19 protein-coding genes and 1 tRNA gene are annotated in these 25,340 nt (G+C 68.7%); 6 read left to right on the forward strand and 14 right to left on the reverse strand.

Translation table 11 applies throughout. The features are described from left to right. Nucleotides 1-213: 213 nt before the first annotated feature. Nucleotides 214-303 (reverse strand) — tRNA-Ser (locus AB0P21_RS30765). Nucleotides 304-553: 250 nt separating this feature from the next. Between AB0P21_RS30765 and AB0P21_RS30770 the strand changes: the two genes are divergently transcribed. The 3 genes from AB0P21_RS30770 (at nt 554) to AB0P21_RS30780 (ending at nt 3,758) form a co-directional block, all read left to right on the forward strand. Next, a complete protein-coding gene (locus AB0P21_RS30770) occupies nt 554-2,137 on the forward strand; it encodes an LCP family protein (RefSeq protein WP_363700925.1) in 1,584 nt (527 codons plus the stop codon). A gap of 151 nt (nt 2,138-2,288) precedes the next feature. Next, entirely contained in the window at nt 2,289-2,747 is a 459-nt protein-coding gene (locus tag AB0P21_RS30775; RefSeq protein ID WP_363700927.1) for a hypothetical protein, read from the forward strand. Nucleotides 2,748-2,798: 51 nt separating this feature from the next. After that, nucleotides 2,799-3,758, forward strand: coding sequence for an acetylxylan esterase (locus tag AB0P21_RS30780; RefSeq protein ID WP_363700929.1), 960 nt, complete (start codon nt 2,799-2,801; stop codon nt 3,756-3,758). Nucleotides 3,759-3,829: 71 nt separating this feature from the next. Here AB0P21_RS30780 and AB0P21_RS30785 read toward each other — a convergent pair whose 3' ends face one another. Next, the gene (locus AB0P21_RS30785; RefSeq protein ID WP_363700931.1) at nt 3,830-4,696 is read right to left on the reverse strand and encodes a hypothetical protein; all 867 of its coding nucleotides are present in this window, start codon (nt 4,694-4,696) and stop codon (nt 3,830-3,832) included. Nucleotides 4,697-4,956: 260 nt separating this feature from the next. Here AB0P21_RS30785 and ilvA point away from each other — a divergent pair, with 260 nt between their 5' ends. Next, complete coding sequence (gene ilvA, locus AB0P21_RS30790; RefSeq protein WP_363700932.1) at nt 4,957-6,198, forward strand: threonine ammonia-lyase IlvA; 1,242 nt, start codon at nt 4,957-4,959, stop codon at nt 6,196-6,198. 3 nt (nt 6,199-6,201) lie between these two features. On the opposite strand, the gene AB0P21_RS30795 is transcribed toward ilvA, so the two are convergent. The 11 genes from AB0P21_RS30795 to AB0P21_RS30845 all read right to left on the reverse strand — a co-directional run bounded on the left by AB0P21_RS30795 (nt 6,202) and on the right by AB0P21_RS30845 (nt 22,381). Beyond that, entirely contained in the window at nt 6,202-10,125 is a 3,924-nt protein-coding gene (locus AB0P21_RS30795) for a family 78 glycoside hydrolase catalytic domain (RefSeq protein ID WP_363700934.1), read from the reverse strand. Nucleotides 10,126-10,268: 143 nt separating this feature from the next. After that, complete coding sequence (locus tag AB0P21_RS30800) at nt 10,269-10,532, reverse strand: LuxR C-terminal-related transcriptional regulator (RefSeq protein WP_363700936.1); 264 nt, start codon at nt 10,530-10,532, stop codon at nt 10,269-10,271. 616 nt (nt 10,533-11,148) lie between these two features. Beyond that, nucleotides 11,149-12,594 carry a rhamnulokinase family protein gene (locus AB0P21_RS30805; protein ID WP_363700938.1) on the reverse strand — a complete coding sequence of 482 codons (1,446 nt, stop codon included), beginning with the start codon at nt 12,592-12,594 and terminating at the stop codon, nt 11,149-11,151. Nucleotides 12,595-12,604: 10 nt separating this feature from the next. Beyond that, nucleotides 12,605-14,065, reverse strand: coding sequence for an L-fucose/L-arabinose isomerase family protein (locus AB0P21_RS30810; protein ID WP_363700940.1), 1,461 nt, complete (start codon nt 14,063-14,065; stop codon nt 12,605-12,607). A gap of 11 nt (nt 14,066-14,076) precedes the next feature. Continuing rightward, nucleotides 14,077-16,116, reverse strand: a complete 2,040-nt coding sequence (locus AB0P21_RS30815; protein ID WP_363700942.1) for a bifunctional aldolase/short-chain dehydrogenase — start codon at nt 16,114-16,116, stop codon at nt 14,077-14,079. Then, nucleotides 16,113-17,270, reverse strand: coding sequence for an L-rhamnose isomerase (rhaI, locus tag AB0P21_RS30820; RefSeq protein WP_363700944.1), 1,158 nt, complete (start codon nt 17,268-17,270; stop codon nt 16,113-16,115). The genes AB0P21_RS30815 and rhaI overlap by 4 nt, the downstream gene beginning before the upstream one ends. Before the next feature lies 1 nt (nt 17,271). Continuing rightward, on the reverse strand, nt 17,272-17,607 hold the full coding sequence (locus AB0P21_RS30825; RefSeq protein ID WP_363700946.1) for an L-rhamnose mutarotase: 336 nt from the start codon (nt 17,605-17,607) through the stop codon (nt 17,272-17,274). Nucleotides 17,608-17,624: 17 nt separating this feature from the next. Next, entirely contained in the window at nt 17,625-18,716 is a 1,092-nt protein-coding gene (gene rhaS, locus AB0P21_RS30830; RefSeq protein ID WP_363700948.1) for a rhamnose ABC transporter substrate-binding protein, read from the reverse strand. Nucleotides 18,717-18,742: 26 nt separating this feature from the next. Beyond that, on the reverse strand, nt 18,743-19,822 hold the full coding sequence (locus AB0P21_RS30835) for an ABC transporter permease (protein WP_363700950.1): 1,080 nt from the start codon (nt 19,820-19,822) through the stop codon (nt 18,743-18,745). Beyond that, nucleotides 19,812-20,879 carry an ABC transporter permease gene (locus AB0P21_RS30840; protein ID WP_363700951.1) on the reverse strand — a complete coding sequence of 356 codons (1,068 nt, stop codon included), beginning with the start codon at nt 20,877-20,879 and terminating at the stop codon, nt 19,812-19,814. The genes AB0P21_RS30835 and AB0P21_RS30840 overlap by 11 nt, the downstream gene beginning before the upstream one ends. Further along, nucleotides 20,876-22,381, reverse strand: a complete 1,506-nt coding sequence (locus AB0P21_RS30845) for a sugar ABC transporter ATP-binding protein (protein WP_363700953.1) — start codon at nt 22,379-22,381, stop codon at nt 20,876-20,878. The genes AB0P21_RS30840 and AB0P21_RS30845 overlap by 4 nt, the downstream gene beginning before the upstream one ends. Nucleotides 22,382-22,750: 369 nt before the next feature. Between AB0P21_RS30845 and AB0P21_RS30850 the strand changes: the two genes are divergently transcribed. After that, complete coding sequence (locus AB0P21_RS30850; RefSeq protein WP_363700955.1) at nt 22,751-23,863, forward strand: LacI family DNA-binding transcriptional regulator; 1,113 nt, start codon at nt 22,751-22,753, stop codon at nt 23,861-23,863. A gap of 195 nt (nt 23,864-24,058) precedes the next feature. Continuing rightward, entirely contained in the window at nt 24,059-24,607 is a 549-nt protein-coding gene (locus tag AB0P21_RS30855; protein ID WP_363700957.1) for a DUF4240 domain-containing protein, read from the forward strand. 27 nt (nt 24,608-24,634) lie between these two features. Here AB0P21_RS30855 and AB0P21_RS30860 read toward each other — a convergent pair whose 3' ends face one another. After that, nucleotides 24,635-25,330, reverse strand: coding sequence for a hypothetical protein (locus tag AB0P21_RS30860; RefSeq protein WP_363700959.1), 696 nt, complete (start codon nt 25,328-25,330; stop codon nt 24,635-24,637). Nucleotides 25,331-25,340: the final 10 nt, after the last annotated feature.

Here is a 25,340-nt window from a genome sequence, read left to right on the forward strand (position 1 = left end):
AGGCCCAGCCAGTACTGCGGGGTGCAGGCCCAGCCGGTACTGCGGGGTGCAGGCCCAGCCAGTACTGCGGGGTGCAGGCCCAGCCAGTACTACGGGGTGCAGGCCCAGCCAGTACTACGGGGCGCGAGCCCCAGCTCACCATCCCCCACACCAAGCACCCCGCGAACAGCGAGAGCCGCCAGCGCCTTGCGGCGTGGCGGCTCTCGTTTACTGCGGAGGCGGGGGGATTTGAACCCCCGAGAGGGGATTACCCTCAACCCGCTTAGCAGGCGGGCGCCATAAACCGGACTAGGCGACGCCTCCTCTGTCGCATCTCACTGCGATGCGACGACGGCCAAGACTATAGGGACAACCTGCTCGGCAGCAAAGCGGGGTGGTCGGCCGGGGAGGCGGTCGTCTTGGGGGTGGGTTTCGGTCCCCTGTAACCTGGCGGAATCGACGGGGGTCGTAACGTGACGTCAACCAAGGAGGCCGTGTCGGCGTCTGATGTACCGGGGACCATTTAGTCTGACGGTCCCGCACGCCGCCACGTCGTCGATCAGGGAACGGAGCCATGACGCGGAGTACTCGCGCAACTGGACGTAGGTCCGCGCCTCGCGCCACCCGAACCCGTCAGCGCGCTCAGCGTGCCTACCGCACTCGGTCCGTCTCCAAGGCGATCGGCCTGACCCTGGTCAGCGCGCTGATCCCGGGGCTCGGGTTCGTGCTCGGTGGGCGCAAGAAGCTCGGCGCGTTCGTGATGACCCTGTACTTCGGTCTGCTGCTGCTCGCCGCGTTCATCGGGCTGACCCAGCGTGACTCGGTCGTCGAGCTGGCGGTTGACCCGAGCCGGCTGCTGCTGGCGACCGGCGCGGTGCTGGTGGTCGGCCTGCTCTGGATCTGCATCGTGGTCTCCTCGCACAAGCTGCTCCGGCCGATCAGCCTGACCCAGGTCGGCCGGTTCACCGGGTCGGCGTTCGTCGGGCTGCTCTGCTTCGGTATCGCGGTGCCGACCACGTTCGCGGCGCAGACCGTGATGGCCCAGCGCGACCTGGTCGGCGGCGTCTTCAAGTCCGAGAAGGACTCCAAGAGCGCCACCCGGCCGCAGGTCGACAAAGAGGACCCGTGGGCGAAGACCCCCCGGCTCAACCTGGTGCTGCTCGGCGCCGACGACGGGGTCGGCCGCGAGGGCACCCGCACGGACACCGTGATCGTCGCGAGTATCGACACCAAGACCGGTGACACCGCGCTGATCTCGCTCAGCCGCAACTGGATGCGGATGCCATTCCCCGAGGACTCGCCGCTGCACGCGAAGTTCCCGGACGGGTACTACGACCCGAACGGACCGGCCGAGCAGCCGGAGTACTACCTGGACTCGATGTACGACAACATCCCGAAGAAGTACCCGGGGCTGCTGGGCGCCACCGACAACATGGGTGCGGACGTGCTCAAGCTGTCCGCGGGCGCGGCGCTCGGCCTCGACATCGACTACTACATGCAGGTCAACCTCAAGGGCTTCGAGCAGATCATCGACGCCCTCGGCGGGATCACCGTCAACATCAACTACAAGGTGCCGATCGGTGGCGACTACGGCGCCGGTCCGGGTGCCAACGGGCACAAGCTGCCGTCCGGCTACCTGCAGCCCGGCCCGGACCAGAAGCTGAACGGTCACGACGCGCTCTGGTTCGCTCGCGGCCGCTACGGACTGAGCGACCCGTCCCGGCAGGAGCGGCAGCGCTGCACGATCCACGCGCTGGTGAACAGCGCGAACCCGGCCGCGCTGGTGACGAGCTACAAGCAGATCGCCGCCGCCGGCAAGCAGCTGCTGCGCACCGACATCCCGCAGGAGATCCTGCCGGCGTTCATCGAGCTCGGCCTCAAGGTGAAGAACGCGAACGTCGCCAACGTCGATCTGGACAAGTCGAAGAACTTCCCGACCGGTCAGCGCCCGAACTACGAGGCGATGCGCGAGCTGGTCAAGGCCGCGATCGCGCCGAAGAGCAAGCCGGTCGCGTCGACGCCGTCCAGCAAGCCGAGCACCTCGCCGACGAAGAAGCCGACCAAGAAGCCGAGCGCCACCACCTCGAAGCCGCCGGCCGGCCAGCCGCAGAACCTGAACGACGCCTGCGCCTACGACCCGAGCCAAACCGGCAAATAACCCGTACGCCGGTACTGCGCCCCGCGGGTGGTGCGGCGTAGCTGCTGACCCAGCTCACCCGCTGCCACCCAGCACCCCGGCGACACGGCTTACGGGGGCGGCAGCAGCACCCGCCTGCGGTATCCGCGGAAGCGGTTGAGATCCTGGGACGATGCGTACGACGTACCGGATGCGGTCCGGCCGGTTTCTCGGGATTCCGGCCACTGGGTTGATCCTGCTCGGGGTGGCCGTGCTGTTCTGGGGCATCGGCGTGCCGACGGCCGGGGTCGCCGTGTTCGGCGCGCTGGGCGGGCTGATCCTGCTGGCCGGCCTGTGGATCCTGCTCCGCCCGCCGGTGCTGCTCAAGCTGGGCTCCGACGACGTCCAGGTGCGAGGTCTGCGGACCGCCTGGACCGACATCACCGAGGTCGGGCGCACGACGACCACCCAAGGTGAGGCGGTCGTGCTGCGGACCAAGCAGGAGGAGCACTCGGTGCTGATCCCGGTGCAGTGGCTGGCCCCCGCCCAGGTGGACAAGCTCGAGAACGACCTCCGCGAGCGGCTGAACAAGGCCAACGGTTACACGATCTGGGACGGCACCGCCGCCGAGCCGGCCGACCCCGCAGAATGAGGGTCATTCGTTTGAGCTGACCAAGATCTGACCAAGGGGAGTCCGCAGACCGTGTTGTCGTTCGAGATGTCGTCCGAGGAACTGCTCAGCTACCAAGGGACCAACCCGCGGCCGGCCGATTTCGACCAGTTCTGGGAGAAGGCGCTGGCCGAGCTGGGCGGGACCGAGCCGGAGGTCGAGTTCGCCGAGGCGACCGACTTCCCGCTGCCGTTCGCGAAGGCCGAGCATCTCTACTTCACCGGCACCGGCGGCTACCGCGTGCACGCGAAGGTGCTCCGCCCGCACAACGCCGAAGGCCCGGCCGTGCTGATGTTCCACGGGTACGGCGGGGAGCAGCCCAACTGGGTCGACCTGCTCCCGTACGCCGCACGCGGGTTCACCGTGGCTGCCCTGGATGTCCGCGAGCAGGTGGCGTTCCGCAGCGACTCCCAGCAGCCCAACAGCTTCTCGCTGCGCAACCACCTGGTGGAGGGCCTGGACGGTGGCCCCGAGACGCTGCTCTACCGGCACGTCTTCCTGGACACCCGCCGGCTCGCGGACATCATCGGCGCGCTGCCAGAGGTCGACGCGACCCGGATCGGCACCACCGGCTGGAGCCAGGGCGGCGGGCTCAGCCTGGTCTGCGCCGCGTTGACGCCGACGGTCAAGTACACGGCCAGCGTCTACCCGTTCCTGACCGACTACCAGCGCGCCTGGCAGCTCAACCTGGACAAGGGCCCGTACGACGAGATCACCACCTGGTTCAAGAAGCGCGATCCCAGGCACCTGCGCGAGCAGGAGGTGTTCACGACGCTCGGGTACATCGACCTGCAGCACCTTGCGGGGCGCGTGCAGGCCGAGGTCACCCTCTACGTCGGCCTGGAAGACCAGACCTGCCCGCCGTCGACGCAGTACGCGGTCTACAACAAGCTGACCGGGCCCAAGCAGTTGCACACCTACCCGGACCTCGGCCACGACGACCTTCCGGGCGCCCACGACGAGATCTTCCAGGCACTGAGTCAGAAGCTGTAGCCAGATTCCCTCGGTAGCCCCGCAGTACCCGCCACCACCTTTTTGGTGAGTACTGCGCGGCCGCCTCGGAATCAGTTCGCTTCTTTACCGACCCAGTAGTGCCACGGCGGAGATGCCACTGGAGACCGGGTCAGACCGTCCGGCCAGGTCGCCGGCAGGTCATGACTCCGAGCCGCATACAAAATCACCTCCGATGCTGTCCGGTCACCGCGGACGGCGACTCGTACGGCGGTCTCGGCGCGCATGTCCGCGAGGTAGTGGACCGCGGGCAGGAACTCGGCGCTCAGGCGCGGACTCAGCCGGCCGACGGGTTCGTCGTCCAGCCTGATCTCCACCACCATCCGGTGCCGGTCCTGGAACCCGTCCTCCTCCTCGATCGCGTGCATCGTCCCGTACGCCCAGCACTCGCCTTCCGGCCGGAAGAACGGTGTGAGTACGTCCGGATGGACCTCACTACCCGGTACCACGATCCCGCTGCCCGGTGGCAGCAAGTGGTAGCTCCCGGGTGGTGGCAGGTTCACCGGGACCAGCATGTGTGGCTGGCCCAGGGCGACGGCGACGCTGGCGTGGAACTCGGTGCCTTGATCGCCCTTGCCCTCCCAATCGGCGGGTTCCCATTCACTGACCCACAAATGGCACGGGACCTGCGGTTGCAGGCCCTGTGCCACCAGCTCCGTCAACACCGGGTGGTACCGGTGCGCATCGTCCCTCGGCAGGTAGCCGACCACACTCCCCTGGACTCGAACTGCGATCGAGCGTGGGTCGAAGCGGTTCCGCGGTTCCGGGACCAGGTCCGCGGTGGTGTCCAGGTCTGCGCCACGCGCCGGGATCGGGTCAGGAAACAGCCGACGGATCGCCTGCTCATGCGGAGCCTCCCGCACGACCTCCTGCCCACACCACAACGCATCTCCCCACAGACTGAACGGAATCGATTCCATTCGTTGCCCTCCAGTCCCCGTTGACCGGTAACTCGGCTGATCCCGTCCAGACCCCTGGCCGTTACACCGAGTGAGCGTATGAGAACTAGACTGCCCAGGCCGGAGCTGTTTCACGCATAAATAAAGGACCTGTTGCGCAACGGTGTCCGACCGTCCGAACTCTGGACGTAGCGTGTCTTGTGCAGCGAGCAAATCGCTGAAGAACGTGCAGATGCACGGGAAGGAACGTCATGCAGGCGAGTCATTCAGTTGCTTCAAGCATGGTTGAGGCAGAGCAGATCGAGGCCGCGGTCGAGCGGCTCGACGGGGTCGCGGTCCGTACTCCGCTGCAGCGCAACCTGCGACTCTCCGCACGCACCGGCGCCGACGTCTGGCTGAAGCGCGAGGACCTGCAGATCGGCCGTTCCTACAAGCTGCGCGGCGCCTACAACCTGATCGCCCAGCTCGACGACACCTCGAAGAAGGCCGGCGTGGTGTGCGCGAGCGCCGGCAACCACGGCCAGGGCCTGGCCTACTCGTGCCACATCCTCGGTGTCCAGGGCCGCGTCTACGTTCCCCGTACTACGCCGCGCCAGAAGCGCGACCGGATCGCCGCCCTGGGTGGTGATCAGATCGAGGTGATCGTGACCGGCGACACCTACGACGATGCCGCCGCTGCCGCGCTCGCCTGGGCGGCCGAGACCGGCGCGACGCTGGTCCCCGCTTTCGACGATCCCAGAACCGTTGCAGGACAGGGCACGGTGGCGATCGAGCTGGTCGAGCAGCTCGGCCAGGCCCCCGACGTACTGGTGGTGCCGGTCGGCGGCGGCGGGCTGATCGCCGGGGTCGCGACCTGGCTCGCGCAGCGGTACCCCGGAGTACGGGTGGTTGGGGTGGAGCCTGCTGGGGCGGCGAGTATGGCGGCCGCATTGGCTGCTGGCGAGCCGGTCACCCTGCCTCACCTGGACAGCTTTGTGGATGGCGCTGCAGTCCGCCGCGTCGGTGATGTGACGCTGCCATTGGTCTCGGCCGCCGGGGTGGAGATGACGTCCGTCCCCGAGGGCCTGGTCTGCTCGGAGATGCTCGAGCTCTACCAAACGGACGGGCTGATCGCCGAGCCGGCCGGCGCCCTTGCCGCGGCTTCGCTGGGCAATGGCGTCGAGGTCAAGCCGGGCCAGACAGTCGTCTGCTTGCTCTCGGGCGGCAACAACGACGTCAGCCGGTACGGCGAGATCCTGGAGCGCTCACTCGTCCACAAGGGACTCAAGCACTACTTCCTGGTGACCTTCCCGCAGGAGCCGGGTGCCTTGCGGCAGTTCCTCGACGGCGTCCTCGGGCCCGACGACGACGTCACGCTCTTCGAGTACGTGAAGCGCAACAACCGGGAGACCGGCGTCGCGCTGGTCGGGATCGAGATAGGCCGCCCCACTGACCTCACCGGTCTGCTCGACCGGATGGAGGCGGCCCCTCTCGACATCGAACGGATCAAACCCGACAGTGCCGAGTTCCGCTACCTGATCTGACGGTTACGGCAGCGGCAGCGACCAGACGTCGGCGATCGACGGGTCGTAGCCCGCGGCGGTCGCGTTGTGCTGGATCCGCACCCGAACGGTCGGGCCGGTCAGCAGCGCCGGCTCGTCAACGGCGAACTGGTAGGTCTCCAGCCCGGCGCCCGACTTGTTGATCACCCGGTGCTTGACCACCTTGCCGTTGACCAGCACCTCGTAGTCCTTCACCTGCGCCTTGTCGAAGGTCTCGACCAGCCGCAGCACGAACGGTTGCCCGGTCTTGATCCCGACGTTGAACTCGAACCAGGCACCGGGCACGAACATCCCGGCGTACCGCCTGGTCCGGCCGCTCTCCATCGTCGTCCCCGACGAGGGCGCGGCCGCGAGTGAGTGCGCCGTTTCGGACGCCGTCACGCCGAGATCCACGTAGTCGATCGCGTTGGCCGGCTCCAGCGACTGCGTCACCGTGAAGCTGAGCGGCGGTGTGACGGCATCGAGGAACTTCACCCCGAACACCGCCGGAGCAGCATTCGAGTCAACCGGTACTGCGAGGCGCGTGGTGACCGTGGTCTGCGCCCCGGCCGCCAGCGTCACGGGCTGGGTCGCCGGTGCGGTCCAGCCGTCCGGCACGGTCAGCTCGAGCTGGCCCGTGACCGGTGCGGTGGAGCGGTTCTTGATGACGGCCGACACAGTGGCGGTCGTGCCCGGCTCACCGGAGGCCGGGGTGATGGCAGCGGTCAACCGGATCGGGGCCGGCGCGACCACGAACTTATAGGTGCCCGAGGCAACGGTCATGGCGACCGTCGAGCCCTCGTCGACGACATCGCTCACGTGGTCCGCGGTACCGAGCGCACCACCGCTCTCGGTGATCGCGGCGACGTTCGGAGCAGGGAGCCGGACCGTCGCCGTGGTGTTGGCCGGCACGGTCACATCGAGCGTGAGTCCGTAGTCGGCAGTCCCCTTCCAGCGGCTGGCGATCTCGCCGTACGGGGTCTGGTAGCGGTAGTCGGACGAGTCGATCCCGTTGCCAGGCGTCGGTGCGATGACCGCCTTGCGGTAGCCCGGCTCGGCGGCCGAGACGCCGGCCAGCGTGCGATACATCCACTCGCCGACAGCGCCGTACGCGTAGTGGTTGAAGGAGTTCATCCCGACGTCGTTGAAGGTGCCGTCCGGGTTGATCGAGTTCCAGCGCTCCCAGATCGTGGTCGCGCCCTTGCCGATCTCGTAACCCCAGGACGGGTACGAGGTGTTCTGCAGCAGCTTGTAGGCCAGGTCGGAACGGCCGATCTTGGTGAGCACCGGCAGCAGCCCGTCCACGCCCAGGAAGCCGGTCGACAGGTGGGTGTCGCGCCGCAGGATCGTGTTGGCGAAGTGCTTGCCGGCCGCGTCGACCTTGTCCGCCGGGACCAGGTCGCTGGTGAAGGCGAGGATGTAGCCGGTCTGGCTGTCCGCGCCGATCTTGCCGTCCGCCTGCACGAAGCGCGCGGCGAACGCAGCCCGGGTGTCCTCGTAGACCTTCTGGTACTTCGCGGCGTCCGCCGTGTTGCCGATCGCGGCGGCCATCTGGCTCAGCTGCCGGGAACCCTTGGCGATGAACGACGTGCCGATCAGGTCGCCCGGGGTCGGGTCGTCGAGGTTCAGCCAGTCGCCGTAGTCGCCGCCGCCGCGGATGAGCCCGTTGGAGCTGGCGACCAGGTAGTCGACGTACCGGCGCATCGAGTCGTAGTGCTGGGTGATGACCGAGGTGTCGCCGTACGCCTGCCAGAGCGTCCACGGGACGTTGACGCCCGCGTCGGCCCAGCCCGCGTTGCCGAGACCGCCGTCGAACGAGTTCGGGACGGTCGGCGCGACGCTGGCGTAGGCACCGTTCGCGCCCTGGCTGTCGCGCAGGTCCTGCAGCCACTTGGTGAGGAATGCCTGCGAGTCCAGGTTGTAGACGGCCGTGCGGGCGAAGACGTTGATGTCACCCGTCCAGCCCATCCGCTCGTCCCGCGCCGGGGTGTCGGTCGGGATCGAGAGGAAGTTGCCGCGCTGGCCCCAGACGATGTTGTTGTGCAGCTTGTTGACCAGCGGTGAGTTGGTGATGAAGCTGCTGGTCTTGGCGCCGTCGGTGCCCATCACCACGCCGGTGACTGCGCTGGCCGGCGGGGCGGTGGGCAGGCCGCTCAGTTCGACGTACCGGAAGCCGTGGAAGGTGAAACGCGGCTGGTAGGTCTCGGGGCCGCTGGTGGCGAACGTGTAGCGGTCGGTGGCCTTCGCGCTGCGCAGGTTGTCCGTGTAGAGGGTGCCGTCGGGGTTGAGCACCTCGCCGTACCGGATCTTGACGGTCTGGCCAGGCGTGCCAGTGAGCTGGAACTTGCCGACGCCGACCATGTTCTGGCCGAGGTCGTAGAGGTAGACGCCGGGGGTCGGCGATGCGATCGCCTTGGCCTGCAGCTCCTCGGTGACTCGGACCGGCTGGTCCGTCTGCTGGGCCAGCTTGGCGGTGGCGCTGGTCCGGACCTGGACCGGCGACCAGTCGGTCGGCGTACGGCGTGCGTCGTAGGTCTCGCCGCTGAGCAGATCAGCAGCCCGTACCGCGCCCGGCGCGGTCTCCCAGGTCGAGTCGGTGGCGAAGGTGCCGGTGCTGCCGTCGGTGTAGGTGACCCGAAGCTGCGCGGAGAGAGCAGTCTCGCTGCCGTACTTGTTCGAACCGAACATCGCCACGTTGCCGGCGAACCAGCCCGAGGCGAGCTCGGCGCCGATCGTGTTGGCGCCCTTGGCGATCAGCTTGGTGACGTCGTAGCTCTGCGACTGGATCCGGTGCGCGTAGTCGGTCCAGCCGGGAGCGAGCTCCTGGTCGCCGACCTTCTGACCGTTCAGGTTGAGCTCGTAGATGCCCTGGGCCGCGGCGTACATCCGGGCCTTGGCGACCTTCTTGGTCTTCGGCAGCGTGATGCTCTTGCGGAAGACCGGGATCGCCTTGCCGGGCAGCCAGAGGTCGCTGGTGCCCTTGACGTCCAGACCACCCGCGGCGAGGACAGTGCCTTCGGGGAAGGTCTGGTCGCCGGCCGGGAAGGTGGTGTCGATCAGGCTCTTGCCGGCCGAGTTGGTGACCTTGAGGGTGTGGATGACGCCGGCCTCGACGCCGTTGGTGCGGAATCCGACGACGCCAGGGGCGTTGTGGTCGGAGCGGGTCCGTTGGTCGACCTGGGTGTTGTTGATCCAGGTCGTGATCGTGGTGCCCGCGATGGTGATCTTGAGGTGGTTGCGCTGCTTCAGGTTGACGCCGCTGAGCGGGATCTCGCCGAGCAGGTTGTAGCCGGTGGCGAGCTTCACGTGCGGCCGCAGGGTCGGACGGGCGTCGTTCTCCTGGTTGAGCTGCCACATGTAGCCGTTGCCACCGCGACCACGGAAGAAGACACCGACGGCGTCCCTGGTCAGCGTGAGGTCGGCATCGATCGTGTAGTCGGTCCACTCCGCGCCAGGCTGGCTGTCGGCGCCGATCCAGTCACCTTGCCAGTCGGCCGGCTTCAGGTTGGCCGTCTCGAAGGTGGCGGCAGGCGACCAGGCGGACGCAGTACCGGTGTCGTCCCAGACGCGGACGCTCCAGAAGTACTGGGTGTAGGGCGTCAGGGCGGGTCCGGCGTACGGGACGTCGACGGAGCGGTCGGAGCTGACGACACCGCTGTTCCATACGTCCGGGGTGGAGGTCTTGTCAGCGGCCGAAGCGACGTGCACCTCGTACTTCGTCTGGGTGGTGCCGCGCCGAGAGCTGTCGAGCTGCCAGCTCAGGCGGGGTGCGCCGGGCGCGATGCCGAGGGGGTTGGTGAGGCTGTTGGTCTTGAGCTTGGCCACTGCTGTGGTCGCGGTCGCCGCGGTTGGTGCGGCGGTCGCTGGCAGGAGTGGCGTGAGTAGGACGGCAGCAGCCAGCAGGCTGCCGATTCTTAAGCGGAGAGACATCTGGACGGACTCCTCAGGGAGATGCGGCGGATCTTCAGTGGGAGCACGGCACTCGGTAGAGGCGGGCGCCGGGGTAAGCCAAGGTGGGCAGCAGACACGGGCCTGCCGGCCCTCTACAGGCCGGAGGCGATAGACGAAAAGTGTTAGAGGAGGCCGCGGCGGGCGGCCCAGACGATGGCTTCTACGGCGGTGCCGAAGCCGAGACGGTCACAGGCGGCGCGGGTGCGCCGGCGTACGGTGCGTTCGGACAGATCCAGGCGGCGGGCCACGGAATCCAGGGGGAGACCGGTGGCGAGCAGTCGGAGCAGTTGCAGGTCGTCGTGGCTGATCTCGCGATGCGCTCCCCGGCCGGTTCGCACCAGCGCCTCCCTGGCTCGCACATCCTGGCCGAGCAGTTGGTCGGACATGGCAGCTCCCGTAAGGCTGTCTCGCTCAAGCACCTCACCAGTTGGTGCCTCGCGAAGCAGCGCCTCACGCGCTCCAGCCTCACGAACCAGCGGATCCCGCCCGCTGACGCCGTGGGCCGCCGACTCCCGAGCCAGCGGATCTCGCCCGCTGGCGACGTGGACGGCTGGGTCGTAGGCGGGGCTGCCTCGGGAGGTCAGGTCGCGGCCGAGCGACTCTCGTCCTCGGGCCTCCCGTATCTCCCGAGCGTGAGCCTCTCGAGCGAACGCCTCCCGGGTCAGCGTGTCCCGAGGCGGTAGTTCCCGAGACGGGGCGTCCCAGGGCGTGGCAGCTCGTGCTGGCAGCTCCCGGACCGGGGTGTCCCGGGGCGTGGTAGCCCGCGTCGGCAGTTCTCGAGTCAGGGTGTCGCGGGGGGAGAGGTCTCGGGGTTGGTGGTTGTGGGGTTGGGGGTCGCGAGCGGGGAGTTCGCGGATCTGGGGGGCGCGGGTGTGGTCGATGTGGCGGGGGTCGAGGGGTTGGGGGGTGCGGGTCACGTCGCGGAGGTGGGGTTCTGGAGGGTGGTGCGGTTGGGGGCGGTTCTCCGGGGCGTGGGCGTCGTTCTGGAGAATGGTCATCGGATCACCTTGTTCCGAACACCCGGGACTCGGCGGCGTCCCAGTCGGCCGGTTTTCCTTGCGGCTGGTAGCTCCGCAACTCGTGGGTCGCGCGGACCAGTGCGCGCATCGCGGTCAGGTCGGGCAGCGGTTCGCCGAGTGCTCGGGCCTGCACCAGCACGTTGCCGAGCGCGGACGCTTCGACCGGTCCGGCCAATACCGGCAGGCCGCAGGCGTCCGCGGTCAGCTGGCACAGCAACTCGTTCTGCGAACCACCGCCGATCACGTGCACAACGTCGATCTCCCGGCCGGCCACGTCCTGGGCCAGCCGCAACGTCCGGCGGTACGCCAGCGCGAGACTCTCCAGCACACACCGGGCGACGGCTGCCCGCGATCGCGGCGCGTCCTGTCCGGAGCGGGCGCAGTACTCCTCGATCCGGCCCGGCATGTTACCTGGGGCAAGAAAACTCGGATCGTCCGGATCGATCAGCACAGCGAAGGCCGGCGCCGCGGCCGCTTCGCGCAGCAGCCCGGGCAAATCCTCGTCCCCCCAGACCCGCAGGCACTCCTGCAGAATCCACAGCCCCATCACGTTCCGCAGGAACCTGATCCGGCCGTCGACACCCCCTTCGTTCGTGAAATTCGCCGCTTGCGCCTCGGCGGTCAGCACCGGCTCGTCGAGCTCCAGCCCGACCAGCGACCACGTCCCCGACGAAATGTAGGCGAACCGCTCCCCCGCCTCCGCCGGCACCGCGACCACCGACGAGGCGGTGTCGTGCGAACCGACCGCGATCACCGGTGTCGCCGGATCAAGCCCGGTCTCCTCGGCAACCGCCGGCAGCAACGCCCCGATCACCTGCCCAGCCTCGCGAATCTCCGGCAACAACCCACCCGGTACGCCGATCCGCTGGGCAAGACTCTCGCTCCACCCGCGGGCGCGTACGTCGTACAGCTGGGTGGTGGACGCGTTGGTCGCCTCGGCTCCTTGTTGGCCGGTCAGCCAATAGCCGAGCAGGTCGGGGATCATCAGCAACGTCGCCGCCTGCCCGAGTCGCTGCTCGGCGGCCAGTTGGTAGATCGTGTTGAACGGCAACTGCTGCAGCCCGGTCGCGGCGTACAACTCGTCGGCGGAGATGGACTTGAGGACCCGCTCCATCACGCCGTTCGTCCTGGCGTCGCGGTAGTGCACAGGGTTGCCGAGCAACTTGCCGTCGGCGTCGAGCAGCCCGTAGTCGACAGCCCACGAGTCGATCCCCACACCGTCAACGGCAGAGACTTTTGAGAGGCCGACCAGCATTTGGCGGTACAGGGCGAGGATGTCCCAGTGGAGGGTGTCGCCTACCCGGACTGCGCCGTTCCAGAAGCGGTGGGCCTCGGTCAGGTCCAGGCGGCCGGTGGCGGCGTCGACGTGAGCCAGCATGACTCGGCCGCTGGAGGCGCCGAGGTCTACTGCTGCGAGGTTCACGCCCATGGGTGGCTCCTCAGACCTTCACGATGCGGAGGTCGAGGTGGAGCAGGTCGGCGACGGCCTTCAGTTCCTCGACACGGTGCCCTGTGCCGAGGGCCCAGTGGTGGGCGATTCCGGAGGCGGACCAGGCATCGGTCCACTCGCCGGGGTCGCAGCCGAAGTCGACGCGGGAGGTGGTGTTGCCGATCTGGAGCAGCGGACCCGGGACTACCTCGCCCTCGGAGGCGATCAGGCGGAACGAGCCGTCGCGCAGCTGACCGAGCCCCAGCGCGGTGACCGGGCCGTGCTTCACATCGAACTCAACCGACACACCCCAACCGCGCTTGCCGTGATAGACCCCGAGCCCACGCAGCAAGGGCTTGGCAGCGCTGATCGCCAAGTGGGCCGGGCCGTCGTGCCCCATCTCGACCACGTTGTCGTGGAAGTTCAGCGCCTGCAGCTCGGTGAACGAACCTCCGCCGCCCAGCTTGTCCATCACCAGCATCGCCAGCGACGTCCGCAGCTCGTACTCCCCCGCGGCCGGAATACCCCTTGCCGTGAGCAACGATGCGCCCAGGATCATCCCTGCGGCGACCCGTTCGTGCGTCTCGCCGTCGAGCCCACGGTGGTAGTAGGCCAAGGTGTCGAGCTGGAAGTCCTCGACCAACCGGTCCAGCGCCACCGACACGGTCGCGCCCCAGCGGAAGTCGTCCTCGATCACCGAGTCGTCCAGCGTGAAGACCTCCCGGGCGACCTTCATCCGCTCGTCGGTCTCGGCTTCGGTGACCTTCTCGACCCGCACCCGCAGGTCGTCGATCTCCAGGATCTCGACGTGCCCACCGAGCTGCGCGGAGACCAGCGTCGGGTCGGTGATCACGTCCATCATGCCGGGGTAGAGATGCCCGAGCAGACCGTGCCGGCCATGACGCAACGCGGCCCGCACTCCCGCCGCCTTGAGCCACCGCTCGATCCGCGCCCAGGCACGCTCGTCCTCGACGTACCCGGAGACCGAGCGGAAGTCGATCCCGCACCGCTCGAAGGCATTCGCCATCTCCGGCAGCGGGCAGGCGCCGCAGTACGCGAGCCAGGCGCCGGTGTCGAACGACGCGTGATCCATCGACTCCGTGGGCTGCAGGTTGAGCAGCAGCACCGGCGCCCCACTGCGCTGCGCGATCGGGACGAGCATCGAGGCAGTCATGTAGGTGGTGAGGAAGCCGACGATCAGGTCGCAGTCCGCGAGCCTGAGCTTCTCGGCTGCCGCAGCGCCTTCGGTGGCATCCGAGATGAAGCCGACATCGATCACCTCGCAGTCGAGCGCGGAGAACCGCTCCGACACTCGCCGCGCCGAGGCCTGCAGCTGTGGCAGCAGCTCGGGGAACTGCGGCCAGTACGCGCCGAGCCCACCCGCGACCAGGCCGATCCGCGTCTTCCGTGGTTCGACCCACGGCAGTACGCCGTGCCCGTCCACCGATCGGCTCGGATCACTGCTCCACATGGCGAACTCTCCTAGCGCAGGAACGCGGCGGCGACGCCGGCATCGACGGGAACGTGCAGGCCGGTCGTCTGGGACAGATCCCCGGCGGCGAGAGCGAAGACGGCTGCGGCCACGTGCTCCGGCAGCACCTCGCGCTTGAGCAACGTGCGCTGCGCGTAGAAGGCACCCAGCTCCGACTCCGGTACGCCGTACACCGCGGCGCGTTGCGCGCCCCAGCCCTTGGCGAAGATCCCGGAACCGCGAACCACACCATCGGGGTTCACCCCGTTGACGCGGATCCCGAACTCACCCAGCTCGGCCGCGAGCAACCTGACCTGGTGCGCCTGGTCAGCCTTGGCCGCGCCGTACGCGACGTTGTTGGGACCGGCGAAGACCGCGTTCTTGCTGGAGATGTAGACGATGTCGCCGCCGATGGCCTGGTCGATCAGCACCTTCGCGGCGGCGCGGCAGACCAGGAAGGACCCCTTCGCCATCACGTCGTGCTGCAGGTCCCAGTCCTTCTCGGTGGTCTCCAGCAGCGGCTTCGAGATCGACAGACCAGCGTTGTTGACGATCAGGTCGACGCCTCCGAAGGCGAGCACGGCCTGCCGCATCGCCTCCTCCACCGCGGCGCCGTCCGACACGTCCGCGCCGACGGCCACCGCTTGGTCCGTAGTACCGATCTCCTTGGCGACTGCCTCAGCAGCAGCCAGGTCGAGGTCGGCGACGACGACGCAGGCACCCTCGGCGGCCAGCCGCTGAGCGATCGCCTTGCCGATGCCGGAGCCGGCGCCGGTCACGAAGGCCACCCGGGTGGCGAGCGGCTTCGGCTTCGGCATCCGCTGCAGCTTGGCCTCCTCCAGCGCCCAGTACTCGATCCGGAACTTCTCGCTCTCGTCGATCGGCGAGTAGGTCGAGACCGCCTCGGCGCCGCGCATCACGTTGATCGCATTGACGTAGAACTCGCCGGCGACCCGGGCGGTCTGCTTGTCCTTGCCGAAGCTGAACATGCCGACCCCGGGGACCAGCACGATCGCCGGGTCGGCACCGCGCATCGGCGGGCTGTCAGGCGTCGCGTGCCGGTCGTAGTACGCCGCGTAGTCCTCGCGATAGGCGAGGTGCAGCTCCCGCAGCCTGGTCACGGCCTCGTCGAGAGGCGCTGCCGGCGGCAGGTCCAGCACGAGCGGGCGAACCTTGGTCCGGAGGAAGTGATCCGGGCAGGACGTGCCCAGCGCGGCCAGCTCCGCCAGCCGCTCCCGAGCGGTGAACTCCAGCACGACGTCGGAGTCGTTGTAGTGCCCGACCTGCGGGTTGTCCGTCGACGCCAGCCCACGAATCACCGGTGCCAGTGCAGCTGCGCGCGCCCGCCGCTCCGCCTCAGGCAACGCCTCGAACCCCGGTACTACGCTGCCGAACGGCTCCGGCTTGCCGTGCTCGGCCAGGAAGCGCTCCGCGGTGCGGATGATGTCGAGCGAGTTTGCCTCGCACTCGGCGGAAGTGTCGCCCCAGGCGGTGATGCCGTGGCCGCCGAGAATGACGCCGATCGCCTGCGGGTTGTCCTTCTTCACCTGGGCGATGTCCAGCCCGAGCTGGAACCCGGGCCGGCGCCACGGCACCCAGACCACCCGGTCGCCGAAGCATTCCGCGGTGAGCTTCTCGCCGTCGGCTGCGGTGGCCAGCGCGATCCCCGAGTCGGGATGCAGGTGATCGACGTGCGGAGCGTCGACCAGGCCGTGCATCGCGGTGTCGATCGACGGTGCCGCGCCACCCTTGCCGTGCAGGCAGTAGTCGAAGGCCGCGACCATCTCGTCCTCGCGGTCCACGCCCGGGTAGACGTCGACGAGAGCGTTCAGGCGATCTTGACGCAGTACTGCGAGACCGGTGGCGGTGAGCGTGCCGAGGTCACCACCAGAACCCTTGACCCAGACGAGATCGACGGGCTGCTGGGTCACCGGGTCGGTGGCCGTGCCCTTCGCGGACGTGTTGCCGCCCGCGTAGTTGGTGTTGCGCGGATCAGCACCCAGTCTGTTGCTTCTGGCAACAAGCTCGGCTGCGGTGTCGCTCACTGTCATGCTCCCCATCCGGCCTGCTGGCCGTCGGCTCGGTCCTTGGTGATCTGTTCGAAGTAGCCACTGCGGTGGTAGGCGGCGACCGGGTCGGGGTCGAGGCCTTGCGAGGCACGCAGGTCGGCGAGCAGCGGACGGACGTCGGTGTTGAAGGCGTCCATGATCGCGGCGTTCGCGGCCAGCACGTCACCGTCCTGCTGGGCCTTGCGGAGTGCGTCGCGGTCGACCAGCAGCGCCTTCGCGGTGGCCTCCTGGACGTTCATCACCGAGCGGATGATGGCCGGGATCTTCGCCTCGATGTTGTGGCACTGGTCGAGCATGAAGGCGATCCCGCGATCAGGGTCGAGCGCGTCGCCGCGGACGATCTCGTTCATGATCCGGAACAGCTGGAACGGGTCGGCCGCGCCCACCATCAGGTCGTCGTCGGCGTAGAACCGGCTGTTGAAGTCGAACGCGCCGAGCTTCTTGGCCCGGAGCAGGAACGCCACGATGAACTCGATGTTGGTCCCCGGCGCGTGGTGACCGGTGTCGATGCAGACCGCGGCCTTCGGCCCGAGCTCCAGGCAGTGCGCGTACGACGTACCCCAGTCGGGCACGTCGGTCGCATAGAAGGCCGGCTCGAACAGCTTGTACTCGAGCAGCATCCGCTGGTCGTCGCCGAGCCGGTCGTAGACCTCCCTGAGCGCCACCGCCAGCCGGTCCTGCCGATCCCACAGGTCGTCCTGGCCGGGGTAGTTGGTGCCGTCGGAGAACCACAGCTTCAGGTCTCGCGAGCCGGTGGCGTCCATGATGTCGATGCACTCGAGCAGGTGGTCGGTCGCCTTCCGGCGGATCCGCGGATCCGGGTTGGTGACGCTGCCCAGCTTGTAGTCGTCGTCCTGGAAGACGTTGCTGTTGATCGCGCCGAGCCGGACGCCCTGCTCCTTGGCGAAGGTGCCCAGCGCGGCGTAGTCGTCGACCTTGTCCCACGGGATGTGCAGCGCGACGCTCGGCGCCGCCCCGGTGAACTTGTGCACGACGGCCGCGTCGGCGATCTTCTCCTCCGGCGTCCGCGGGACGCCGGGCTGGCTGAACACCTTGAACCTGGTCCCCGAGTTGCCGAACGCCCACGAGGGCAGCTCGATCTCCTGACGGCTCAGTGCATCGGTCACGTTGCTCATATCAGTCCTCGGTACTCGGGGTCAGGTGGAAGATCTCGGGCAGCAGCACGAACGCCTGGTCCGGCGGCCGCCCGTTGATTCCGGTGAAGAACTCAGTCATCTCCGCCTGCCAGCGGGTGTTCACCTCGGTCGCCGCCATCGCCTGCTGCGCCGCCTCCAGGTCGTCGGCCTCGACGTACCCGACCAGCAGGCCGTCGTCGCGGAGGAAGAGCGAGTAGTTGTGCCAGCCGCTGTCACGCAGCGCGGCCTGCATGTCGGGCCACACGTCGCGGTGGCGTTCGACGTACTCGTCCAACCGGTCCGGCCGGACCTGGAGGCAGAAGCAGTAGCGGTTCACGAGGAGTCTCGGCAGGCTCAGAAGTTGAACTGGTCGATGTTGGCCGCGGTGAACTCGGTCGGGGGGCCGAGGACGATCTCGCCGGCCGCGCCGACGGTGTAGTCGCCGAGCTTGCCGGCCTTGAACTTCTCCCCTTCGGCGCCGGTGATCTGACCGGACTTCAGCGCGGCGCCGGCGTAGGCGGCCAGGTAGCCGATGTCGGCCGGGTTCCACAGGGCGAACTTCTTCACCGTGCCGTCCTTGACGTACTGCCGCATCTGGTTCGGCAGCCCGAGCCCGGTGATGGCGACCTTGCCCTTGTACGACGAGGCGCTCACGTACCGCGAGGCGGCGGCGATCCCGACCGTGGTCGGCGACACGATCACCTTGAGGTTCGGGAAGGACTGCAGCAGGCCCTGCGCCTCGGTGAACGACTTCTGGTCATCGTCGTTGCCGTAGGCAACCTTGACCAGCTTGAGCTTGGCGTTCTCCGGCTTCTTCAGCTCAGTCTTCAGGACCTCGATCCAGGCGTTCTGGTTGGTCGCGTTCGGCGTCGCGGACAGCACCGCGATCTCGCCGGAGCCGCCGGCCAGTTCGTTCGCCATCTTCGCCAGGCTCTCGCCGACGCCCTGGGTGGTGGCCTGGTTGATGAACGCGTCGCGGCAGTTCTTCGAGGCGTCGGAGTCGAACGAGACGACCTTGATGCCGGCCTTGCGGGCCTGGTTCAGCGACGGGCAGACCGCGTTCGGGTCGTTGGCGGCGACGACGATCACGTCCTGCTGCTGCTGGATCAGCGTGTTGATGTAGCTGACCTGCGACGACGCGCTGGCGTCGTTCGGGCCGACCAGCTTGTACTCGCCCTTGATCTCGCCGACCGCGACCTTGCCGCCGCCGACCGAGACGTCGGTGTACGGGTTGTTCAGCTGCTTGGGCAGGTAGGCGATCTTCAGGCCCTCCTTGAGCGGCGCGTTCGGGTCGGCGGCGGCCGATCCGGTGCTGCTCGGGGCGTTGGTCGCCTCGTTCGCGGTGTTCGACTTGGTGGTGCCGCCACCGCACGCGGTCAGCGCGAGGGAGGCGACGGCCACCGTCGACAGCGGTACCGCCAGGCGGCGAGAGATGCGGAAAGACATGAGCTGTCCCTTCTGGACAAGTGGCCTTACAGGGGATTGGTAGTGGTCCGGTGCCGGCGGCGCTGGACCGAGCCGCGAACGGCGTTGGCAAGATTGGGAGCCAGAACGGAGCCGATCAGCAGTACGCCGGTGACGACGTTGAGCGCTTCGTTCGAGACGTCGGACAGCCGCAGAGCGTTCTGCAGCGAGGCGAGCAGGAGGACACCGGCGAGCACGCCGGGCAGTGCGCCCTTGCCGCCGAAGATGGAGACGCCGCCGAGCAGGACCGCGGCGACCACGGCCAGCTCGAGTCCGGCGCCGTTGTCGGCGCGGGCGCTGGAGTAGCGCAGCGTCCAGAGCACTCCGGCCAGACCTGCGACCAGCCCGCTCAGGACGTACAGCCAGAACTTGAGCCGGCCCGGGCGGACGCCGGCGAACCGGGCCGCCTGCTCACTCGCGCCGACCGCGAGGACGGCCCGGCCGACCGGCGTCGCGTGCAGCACGACCCCGAAGACGACGGCGAGCGCGACGATGACGAGCAGCACGTTCGGGATCGACGTACCCGCGAGGTTGCCGGTGACCCAGTCGGTGTAGACGACCGGGAAGTCCGCGACCGCGCCATCACCCAGTACGACGAACGCCAGGCCGCGGTACAGGGCGAGGGTGCCGATCGTGACGGCCAGCGACGGCAGGCCGAGCACGGTGACGAAGAACCCGTTGACCGCGCCCAGCACGGCGCCGAGCAGCAGACAGAGCGGGATGATCGTCTCGAGTGGCTGGTTCGAGTTCCACAGGGAGCCCATCACCGCGCTGGACAGGCCGAGGGTGCTGGCCACCGACAGGTCGATCTCGCCGGTCACGATCACCAGCGTCATCGGCAGCGCGACCAGCGCGATCGGCAGCAGGTCGAGGATCAGGAAGCCGAAGTTCTGCGAGGTGCCGAAGTTGTCGACGGTCGCGGAGGCGACGATCAGCACCACGACCGTCAGCACGATGATCGCGACGTTCCAGTTGGCGAACCGCCCGGCGAACCCGGCGGCGCCGCCACCTCCCGCTGCGCCACTACCACCCGGTGCGGCGCCCGGCGCCGAGCTGCTGCTCGAGGCGATGCTGGTGTCAGCTGACATGGGAGCCTCGCTTCTTCAAGGATGCGGCCACTCGGGCGGCGACCAGACGGTCGGCGCCGATCGCGAGCAGGATCAGCCCGCCGACGATCGCCTGCTGCCAGAACTGGTTGATCTCCAGCACCGCGAGCGAGCTGCCGATCGTGGTCAGCAGCAGCGCGCCGAGCGCGGCGCCCCAGACCGAACCGCTGCCGCCGAAGACGGCGACCCCGCCGACCACGACCGCGGCGACCACGTTCAGCTCGATGCCGGTGCCGGCCGCCGCGTCGATGGTGCCGAAGCGAGCGGCGAACAACACCCCGGCCAGACCGGCCAGCGCACCGCTGACCCCGAAGGCGCCGATCGTGCGACGCCCGACCGAGATCCCGGCCAGTGTCGCGGCCTGCGGACTCGAGCCCATCGCGTAGAGCTCGCGGCCGACGCGGTAGTTACGCAGTACGAGGCCGGTGACGACCAGGACCAGGACGGCGATCAGGACGAGGTACGGAACGCCCAGCAGGGTGTCGTTGCCGAAGTCGAGGAAGCCCTGCGGCAACTCGTCGGCGTTGATCTGCTGGCCGCCTGCCCAGAAGTAGGTGATGCCACGAACGACGTACAGCGTGCCGAGGGTGACCACCAGCGCGGGGACGTTGCCGTAGCGGACGAGCACTCCGTTGACCGCGCCGAAGACGCCACCGATGGCTGCACCAATGAGTAGTGCGAGCACCACCGGCAGGCCGGGGTTGTTCTGCAGGAGGGTGCCGACGGCGAAGGCGCTCAGGCCGAGCACAGAGCCGACCGAGAGGTCGATGTTGCGGGTGATCACCACCACGGCCTGGCCGACCGCCAGCACGGCCAGGATCGCGGTGCCGAGCAGGATGTCGCGGATGCTCTGGCCGGACAGGAAGCGGGGGTTCGAGATCGCGGTCACCGCGACCAGCGCCGCGAGCGCGAGCACGATGCCCAGCTCGCGGGCCCGCAGGACCAGGTCGAGCGAGAAACGCCGGGGTGTCCCGCCGCCGGTCGCCTCGACGGCCGGAGCCGGCGCTGTGTCCCTGGCGCGGGTGGGCGCGGCCGTCATACCGAAGCCTCCTGTCCCATCGCTGCGAACATGACCGACTCCTCGGTGGCCCGCTCGCGGTCGAGCTCGGCCACCAGCCGGCCCTCCCGCATCACCAGCACCCGGTCGGCCATCCCGAGCACCTCGGGCAGCTCCGACGAGACCATCAGCACGGCGACTCCTTCGGCGGCGAGGCTGGACATCAAGCGGTGCACCTCGGCCTTGGTGCCGACGTCGATGCCGCGGGTCGGCTCGTCGACGATCAGCAGCTTCGGCGCCGTCGCCAGCCACTTGGCCAGCACGACCTTCTGCTGGTTGCCGCCGGACAGCGTGCCGACCTCGTCCTGCAGCCGGCCGTACTTCGTCTTGAGTCGCTCGGTCCACTCCTTGGCCGACCGGCGCTCACTGCTGCCGGTCAGGAAACCGAGCTGGGAGAGCGCCCGCGACCTGGGCAGCGTCACGTTGCGCTCGATCGACAGCTCCATCACCAGTCCCTGCTGCCGACGGTCCTCGGGGACCAGCGCGACCCCGGCAGCCATCGCGGCGCGCGGCGACGCCGGCTTGAGCATCTTGCCCGCGACTGTGACCGTGCCCGCGTCCCGCGGATCGACGCCGAAGATCGACTGCACCACCTCGGACCGGCCGGAGCCGACCAGCCCGGCCAGCGCGACGATCTCGCCCGCGCGAACCTCGAAGGAGACGTCGGCGAAGACCGGGTCGCGGGTCAATCCGGTCACGCTTAGCACCACGGCGCCCGGCGTCACCTCTTGTTTGGGGAACAGCGCGCCGAGCTCGCGGCCGACCATCCGGCGGACCATCTCGTCGACGCTGACCTCGCTGATCAGGTCGGTCGAGACGTGCTTGCCGTCGCGCATGATCGTGACCCGCTCGCACAACGCGGTGATCTCCTCGAACCGGTGCGAGATGAAGACCAGCGCGGCGCCGTCGTCGCGCAGCGACCTGGCCACCGCGAACAGCCGCTCCACCTCGACGCCGGTCAGCGCCGCGGTCGGCTCGTCCATCACCACCACCCGGGCGTCGGCGGAGATGGCCTTGGCGATCTCGACCAGTTGCTGGTCGGCGATCGACAGACCTCGCGCCGGGCGGCTCGGCTCGATGGCGACACCGAGCCGTTGGAAGAGCCGCTCGGCCTGCTGGATCATCGCCGCCCGGTCGATGGTTTTGAAACGACCCAGTGGCTGGCGGCCCATCGCGATGTTCTCCGCGACGGACAGGTCGGGGAACAGCGTGGGCTCCTGGTAGATCACCGCGATGCCGGCCGCCTTGGCGTCGGCGGGGGTGTTCAGCTCGATCGGGGCGCCGTCGAGCTCGAGAGCGCCGGCGTCCGGGCGATGCACGCCCGCCAGCATCTTCACGATGGTGGACTTGCCGGCGCCGTTCTCGCCGACCAGCGCGTGCGCCTCCCCGCCGTACAGGTCGAAGGAGACGCCCTGGACGGCGGCGACGGCGCCGAACGACTTGGACACCTCACGCACCCGCAGGACTGGGGCTTCGGTCGGCATGCTCACCTCCGGCGGCTGCTGATGGTCGTGATTCCGGGCTGTTGCTGAAAGGTTTCAAGAAGATTGCACGAAGGTAATGGGACCTCGCTGAGGGCGTCAAGAGCTGGTCGCAAGTCTGTGGAGAACCGCAGGGAAACACTGCGGTTTTCCACAGGAAAGCGGGTACGCTTCGTCAGCTATCACGTTTCAACCCGGGGAGGCCGCGTGTCACCGAGTGGTGCTGCGGACCGCGCACGCCGTACGCCGGACCCGGCCCGCGCGCCGAGCCCCACGACCGGTCGATCCGCTCGGCCGTCGAGGGCGGGAGCGGGCCGAGCGGCGGATCCCGGGCGTACCGGAGCAGGCGCCGGCCGACCGGTGGATCCCGCGTTGGGACGCGACCAAGGACGCGCCAAGGACCCGACTCGGAAGGCCACACCCAGCGCGAGGCGGCAGGCCCGGCGACTGCGGCCAGGCGGCGCGACGCGGTCAGCGGCCGGCGTGAAGGACGTCGCGGCCGCCGCGGGCGTCTCGCTGGGCACGGTCTCGAACGTGCTGAACCGGCCCGAAATGGTCAGCCCGACCACCCGCGCGAAGGTCGAGAGCGCGATGGAGTCGCTCGGCTTCGTCCGGAACGAGTCGGCACGACAGTTGCGCGCCGGATCCAGCCGGATCATCGCCTACCTGATGCTCGACGCCGGTAACCCGTTCTTCACCGACGTGGCCCGCGGCGTCGAGGAGGCCGCCGAGAAGGCCGGCCTTTCGGTGTTCCTGTGCAACAGCAACGAGGACGCGACCCGCGAGGCGAACTACCTGGACCTGCTGGAGCAGCAACGCGTTCAGGGCGTGCTGATCACGCCGATCGACCCGTACTCGCCGCGCCTCAGCAACCTGCCCGATCGCGGTACTCCGGTCGTCGTGGTGGACCGCGCGATCGACGACGGCGAGCACTGCTCGGTCGCGGTCGACGACGTCCTGGGCGGCGAGGTCGCACTCACCCACCTGATCGAGCTCGGGCACGAGCGGATCGCCTTCGTCGGCGGACCGAACACGATCGGCCAGGTCACCGACCGGCGCGAGGGCGCCCAGGTCGCGCTGCGCAAGGCGGGCTTACCGGCCGACAACCTGGTGGACGTGCTGACCGGCGCGCTGACCGTCGCCGAAGGTAGGGGCGCTGGGCAACGACTCGCCGGACTCCCCGCCGATCGGCGGCCGACCGCCGCCTTCTGCGCCAACGACCTGCTGGCGTTGGGATTGCTCCAGCAATGCGTGAGCCTCGGCCTGCGGGTGCCCGAAGACCTGGCGATCGTCGGCTACGACGACATCGAGTTCGCCGCGGCGGCCGCAGTACCGCTGACCTCGGTGCGCCAGCCCCGCCAGCTCCTGGGCCGCACCGCTGCGGAGTTGCTGCTCGACGAGTCCTCCAACCCGGACCACGAACACCAGCGAGTCACCTTCACCCCGGAACTCGTGGTCAGGACGTCGACTCGCGGCAATACGTAGTACCGGCTGGTTCACTGCCTCGGTCCCGGGCCGGTCGCCTGACCGCCGTACCCCTGCGGACGCCGGTAAGCACGCCCGGCTCGGGGCCGAAGACCCCAAATCCTACCCGGATCACCCGCTGGTCAGCTGGTGATCGTCTCGAAAAACCGCCCTCGGGGGATGCTTCGAGGTGGGGTTTCGTGCCACGATTTCCTGGTGGACAAGGATGGGTTCTGGGAGCTTGTCGAGGCGGCTCGGGTTGAGGTGGATGACACGGTCGCGGATCCGGATGGGGTCGTCGACTCGTTGACGAAGGCGCTGGGTGAGTTGGCGCCGGAGGAGATCGCGGGGTTCGGGGTCCAGCTGGAGCGGTTGCTGGCGGAGTCCTATCGGTGGGAGCTGTGGGGTGCCGCGTACCTGATCAACGGGGGTGCCTCCGATGACGGGTTCGATCACTTCCGTGGGTGGCTGGTCGCGCAGGGGCGGGAGGTCTGGGAGGCCGCGTTGGCCGGGCCGGACTCGCTGGCTGACGTGGTCGACGAGGACCTGGGGGACGGGTTCGAGGGGTTCGACGGGGAGGGGATGCTGGGCGTGGCCGAGCATGCCTACGGGGCTGCGGGTGGCGCGCGGAGTGACTTCTGGAAGGCGGTCGAGGCGGCCGGGATCGATACTCCGGACGTGCCGGTCGGTGAGAACTTCGACTTCGATGACGACGACGAGATGGAGTCGCGGTATCCGCTGCTCTCGGCGCTGCAGGATCGCTAGCGTCGAGCTACCTCGCTGACGGCGACACTAACTCGGTTCGCCGCTGAGGCGTTCGATGAAGGTCCGCAGGGAGCGGCGCCAGCCTGCGGACTGGGTGGCGTCCTCGTCGGCGACGGCGAGGCTGACCAGGTGCTGGGTCATCTCGAAGCCGGCGACGGCGTCCCGCAGCGCTGTCAGCGTCTCCTCCGGTACTGCGTGCCGCCCGTGATCCGGCTCGTCGTGATCCTGACCGACCGGGTGGCTGACCCAGCCGGTGCCGAAGCTGCTCGGGATCAGCAGCTCAGGCACGAGTGACTCGTGCGACAGCGACGCCAGGTCCTTATTGCCGTTGTCGATGCTGAAGATCGTCGTGCCGCGGCGGCGTACGTCGTCGATGCGCTCCAGCAACGAGTCGGCGGGAGTCTGCTCGGCGACCACCAGCAGCGACTCGCCCCGGCCGGACTCGCGGAGACGGTCGAGGCCGATCGCCAGGTGCGGCGGCGCGTCCGGCGGCGGCGCCCAGCGGACCAGTGAGGGGCGGATGTCCCGGATCCCGGCCCGCAGCAGCTCGTCGTCCAGGTGCGCGGTGAGGTGCCAGGGCTCGTCCTCGGGCGGACCGAACAGCATCAGGCCGCCGGCCCGGGTGGTGAACCTGCGCAGCGAGTGGGCGAACGTGGTGGTCCGGCTGCCGAGTTCGGTCCCGGTCAGCATCTCGCGCAGCAGCGACGCCTTGGTGAGATCCACTCTCCAAAAC

The organism is Kribbella sp. NPDC056861 (assembly GCF_040687575.1).
GTDB lineage: Bacteria > Actinomycetota > Actinomycetes > Propionibacteriales > Kribbellaceae > Kribbella.

Excerpts from the sequence above, each read along its gene's own strand:
- AB0P21_RS30805 (WP_363700938.1), bottom strand. The coding sequence starts at position 12,594 with ATGGGCGTGAACCTCGCAGCAGTAGACCTCGGCGCCTCCAGCGGCCGA.
- rhaS (WP_363700948.1), bottom strand. The coding sequence starts at position 18,716 with ATGTCTTTCCGCATCTCTCGCCGCCTGGCGGTACCGCTGTCGACGGTG.
- AB0P21_RS30795 (WP_363700934.1), bottom strand. The coding sequence starts at position 10,125 with ATGTCTCTCCGCTTAAGAATCGGCAGCCTGCTGGCTGCTGCCGTCCTA.
- AB0P21_RS30785 (WP_363700931.1), bottom strand. The coding sequence starts at position 4,696 with ATGGAATCGATTCCGTTCAGTCTGTGGGGAGATGCGTTGTGGTGTGGG.
- AB0P21_RS30835 (WP_363700950.1), bottom strand. The coding sequence starts at position 19,822 with ATGTCAGCTGACACCAGCATCGCCTCGAGCAGCAGCTCGGCGCCGGGC.
- rhaI (WP_363700944.1), bottom strand. The coding sequence starts at position 17,270 with ATGAGCAACGTGACCGATGCACTGAGCCGTCAGGAGATCGAGCTGCCC.
- ilvA (WP_363700932.1), top strand. The coding sequence starts at position 4,957 with ATGGTTGAGGCAGAGCAGATCGAGGCCGCGGTCGAGCGGCTCGACGGG.
- AB0P21_RS30810 (WP_363700940.1), bottom strand. The coding sequence starts at position 14,065 with ATGTGGAGCAGTGATCCGAGCCGATCGGTGGACGGGCACGGCGTACTG.
- AB0P21_RS30770 (WP_363700925.1), top strand. The coding sequence starts at position 554 with ATGACGCGGAGTACTCGCGCAACTGGACGTAGGTCCGCGCCTCGCGCC.
- AB0P21_RS30845 (WP_363700953.1), bottom strand. The coding sequence starts at position 22,381 with ATGCCGACCGAAGCCCCAGTCCTGCGGGTGCGTGAGGTGTCCAAGTCG.
- AB0P21_RS30775 (WP_363700927.1), top strand. The coding sequence starts at position 2,289 with ATGCGTACGACGTACCGGATGCGGTCCGGCCGGTTTCTCGGGATTCCG.
- AB0P21_RS30840 (WP_363700951.1), bottom strand. The coding sequence starts at position 20,879 with ATGACGGCCGCGCCCACCCGCGCCAGGGACACAGCGCCGGCTCCGGCC.
- AB0P21_RS30800 (WP_363700936.1), bottom strand. The coding sequence starts at position 10,532 with ATGTCCGACCAACTGCTCGGCCAGGATGTGCGAGCCAGGGAGGCGCTG.
- AB0P21_RS30815 (WP_363700942.1), bottom strand. The coding sequence starts at position 16,116 with ATGACAGTGAGCGACACCGCAGCCGAGCTTGTTGCCAGAAGCAACAGA.